Raw genomic sequence first — 2625 nt, forward strand, 5'->3', positions numbered from 1 at the left:
CCAGTGGCTTGCCACCTTTTAGGTGGAGCACCTTTAGCGTTAGACTGACAGCACCACCGCCAGACCCAGCGCCGCAGCGCGCCAGAACCAGGCGAAAGCGCGGGTCTCCGTCAGACGGCGCAGGATGATCCACATTCCCAGGGTCAGCACGATTCCCGTCCCGAGGCTGGCCAGCCGGGCGAGGACGACTCCATCCATTTGATTGAAATCGGACGGAGAAATCAGCGAGCGGACGCTCAATTGCAGGGCGTTGATCGTCCAGAAGACGAGGGTCAGCACGACGACTGTGCCGTCCAGCCGCGTGAAGATCCAGGGCCGCGTCTCGAAGTCGTCGTGTTCGGTCATCGTTTCTCCTGTCGGGGGACAGAAGCATCAACTGCGGTCCAAGCGCAAAGGCGAGGCGGCGAAGCGGTCGCTTAGCGCGACGAAATGCGCCCTCTGTCGCGACGGAGCGACGATGAAATCGACCAACCGGCTGTTTGGCGCGGTCGGAGGCGTATGTTCAGCATCACAATGGCTTTCGAACGAGGGGAAGCCGCTGCATGACCGACGCCGCCGATCACATGACGCAGACTCTGTTGGCGGCCTTGGCCGAAGTCGAGCGCGCGGCGCCCGGTCTGAGCCTCAGCCAGTTGGTCATGTTCCTGCACATCCGGCGCCAGGAAGGCGTCCGAATGCTCGAACTTTCGTCACTGTGCGGTCGAAACGACGCGGCTGTTTCACGCGGAGTGCGCGCTATGGCGGGCGAAGGTCAGCCGGGCTCCCTGACGCCCGCTTATGGCTTGGTGGAGCTGTTGCGCGGAACGGACGGCCGCAGCCGGCATCTGGCCCTGACTGTGAAGGGCAATGCGCTGGCGAACCGGCTCGGCGCCATTCTCGCAGCGGAGCCAGGGGCCGATAGGGCGGCGAACACGTCCGGCGCGCCATCGACGATTGCGGAACGCATGAACGCCGCTTAGTCGCGAGGCCAGCTCCGCTTGGGCGCGGGTGCGCGCGGCGAGCTGCGCGGCCGCCGATCGGCGAAGCGGATGTCGATGCGGTCAAAGTCGGGGCTGAGATCGGCCAGCGCACGGCGGATGCGGCTCTCCTGAGCCTTGGCGCCCAGATAGTCCTCGACTTCATATTCAACGGTGATCACGGCCTTGCGCTTCATCAGCCGGACGTCGGCGGCGCCGTTATCCGGCCGCGCATCGGAGCGCAGGGCGCTCATGCCTGCACCAGATTGGCATCGAAACGATAGCCCTGCCCCCAGACGTTCTGGATCGGCAAGGCGACCCCGGCGTCGGCCTTCACCTTGCGTTTCAGACGACTGATCGCGGTGCGGATATGGCCGCGCGGATAGTCCCGCTCCAGCAGCAGGCCGCCGGCGTTGTCAGTGAAAGCGTTCAGCAACGCCTGGTCGCGCCCCGTCAGCTTGATCGTACGGCCCGAAGGCGTGATCAGCGTCCGTTGAGAGGGCTTGAGCGCCCAGTCATGCGCCGCCGCCGGACGGGCCGCCACATCCGGTTCCGGCCGCCGGCGGATCAGGCGGTGCAGCCGCGCCAGCACTTCACGCGGTTCAGCCTCTCGCCCCACCAGATCGTCGGCCCCCATCTCGAGCACCAGCACCCGCTCCATCGCCTCGCCTTCCAGCGCAACCACCAGCAGGGGCGGCGCGCCTGCGCCGTTCAACTGGCGAATGGCGGCCAGCGCCTCTGCGTCTGGCAGGCATGCGATCAGCACGACCGCCTCGAATGTCTCGGCCAGGGGGCCTTCATCATCATTATGCAGGTGGGCGGTCGAGCCGATCTCCATCAATTGGAAGCCTCGGCGTTCCAGATAGCCGCCCAGTTCTTGTGGTTCGTCGCCAATCAGATTGATCAGCAACAACGCGCGTGTGCGTCCGGTCCCAGCGGGCAGACCTGTGCTCGCGACCTCAAGTCGTTCGTCCCGTCGTACCGTGTCTATGTGCAAGGTTCCCTCCCCCCGGCAATGATGCAGATGGTGACAGGTTAGTCGCACTTGATGCGGTTTAGTCGCCGTTAAGTTGGATATGGCCGAAAGCACGCGGATTTGGCGTGTTAAACTGCCGGTTGAACTGTCGAGCCTCATACGGTGCGCCAGATGGATCTGGCGACCGCCGACTTCGTGTGAACGAGGCGGAATCAGCAACCGTTGGTAAAATCTTCGACCGGCTGATTGCGCGCCGTTCGCTTTATGATCTTCGGCAGCAACTGGCTGAGAAGAGAAGCCGTCGTCTATCGCGAGGTCCACGGCCGCGACATCCAGCGCAGCTTCGCCGCCGAGGCGCTGCTTCGCGACGAACTGCCGTCTCCCCTGGATCAACAACAGCTCCTGGCCCGCCTGATCGACCTGCATCGTCAGGTGCGCAACGACATGGCGGAGGGCGGCGCCAACACCCTCTTCCTGGCTGTCGGCTTCCTCCGCTGGAAGAAGAAGCCCGAAGACGAACGCAGCGTCGCGTGTTCCTCACAGTCGAACGCCGACGTTGCTGCCGCCTATCGTTTCTAGACAGCAAATCCGCGCCCTCGCGGCCTCGACCTTGCGTGAAGCGCTGAAGCCCTTGAGGCCTCTCATCGTTCTATTGATAGGACGCAGCGAGGCGATTTCGCAATCTGCTCAAGA

At 64.1% G+C, this 2625-nt stretch carries 5 protein-coding genes; 2 read left to right on the forward strand and 3 right to left on the reverse strand.

Annotated elements, in window-relative coordinates:
* Window positions 1-39 precede the first annotated feature (39 nt).
* On the reverse strand, window positions 40-345 hold the full coding sequence (locus FM111_RS04795; protein ID WP_087139580.1) for a hypothetical protein: 306 nt from the start codon (window positions 343-345) through the stop codon (window positions 40-42).
* Window positions 346-542: 197 nt separating this feature from the next.
* Here FM111_RS04795 and FM111_RS04800 point away from each other — a divergent pair, with 197 nt between their 5' ends.
* On the forward strand, window positions 543-959 hold the full coding sequence (locus FM111_RS04800; RefSeq protein ID WP_087139581.1) for a MarR family winged helix-turn-helix transcriptional regulator: 417 nt from the start codon (window positions 543-545) through the stop codon (window positions 957-959).
* On the opposite strand, the gene FM111_RS04805 is transcribed toward FM111_RS04800, so the two are convergent.
* Together FM111_RS04805 and FM111_RS04810 are read right to left on the reverse strand one after the other, a co-directional pair.
* The gene (locus tag FM111_RS04805) at window positions 956-1210 is read right to left on the reverse strand and encodes a hypothetical protein (protein ID WP_087139582.1); all 255 of its coding nucleotides are present in this window, start codon (window positions 1208-1210) and stop codon (window positions 956-958) included. The two genes, FM111_RS04800 and FM111_RS04805, sit on opposite strands and share 4 nt — an antisense overlap.
* Window positions 1207-1869: a response regulator transcription factor gene (locus FM111_RS04810; RefSeq protein ID WP_143276047.1), complete on the reverse strand. Its 663-nt coding sequence runs from the start codon at window positions 1867-1869 to the stop codon at window positions 1207-1209. The genes FM111_RS04805 and FM111_RS04810 overlap by 4 nt, the downstream gene beginning before the upstream one ends.
* Before the next feature lie 327 nt (window positions 1870-2196).
* Here FM111_RS04810 and FM111_RS04815 point away from each other — a divergent pair, with 327 nt between their 5' ends.
* Window positions 2197-2511 (forward strand): DUF4011 domain-containing protein, encoded by a 315-nt coding sequence (locus tag FM111_RS04815; RefSeq protein ID WP_087139584.1) that lies wholly within the window; start codon window positions 2197-2199, stop codon window positions 2509-2511.
* Window positions 2512-2625: the final 114 nt, after the last annotated feature.

The sequence above is a fragment of the Brevundimonas diminuta 3F5N genome (assembly GCF_900163625.1).
GTDB lineage: Bacteria > Pseudomonadota > Alphaproteobacteria > Caulobacterales > Caulobacteraceae > Brevundimonas > Brevundimonas diminuta_A.

Bases quoted from the DNA above. Each gene is read 5' to 3' on its own strand.
- FM111_RS04795 (WP_087139580.1), bottom strand. From the start codon at position 345: ATGACCGAACACGACGACTTCGAGACGCGGCCCTGGATCTTCACGCGG.
- FM111_RS04815 (WP_087139584.1), top strand. From the start codon at position 2,197: ATGATCTTCGGCAGCAACTGGCTGAGAAGAGAAGCCGTCGTCTATCGC.
- FM111_RS04805 (WP_087139582.1), bottom strand. From the start codon at position 1,210: ATGAGCGCCCTGCGCTCCGATGCGCGGCCGGATAACGGCGCCGCCGAC.
- FM111_RS04800 (WP_087139581.1), top strand. From the start codon at position 543: ATGACCGACGCCGCCGATCACATGACGCAGACTCTGTTGGCGGCCTTG.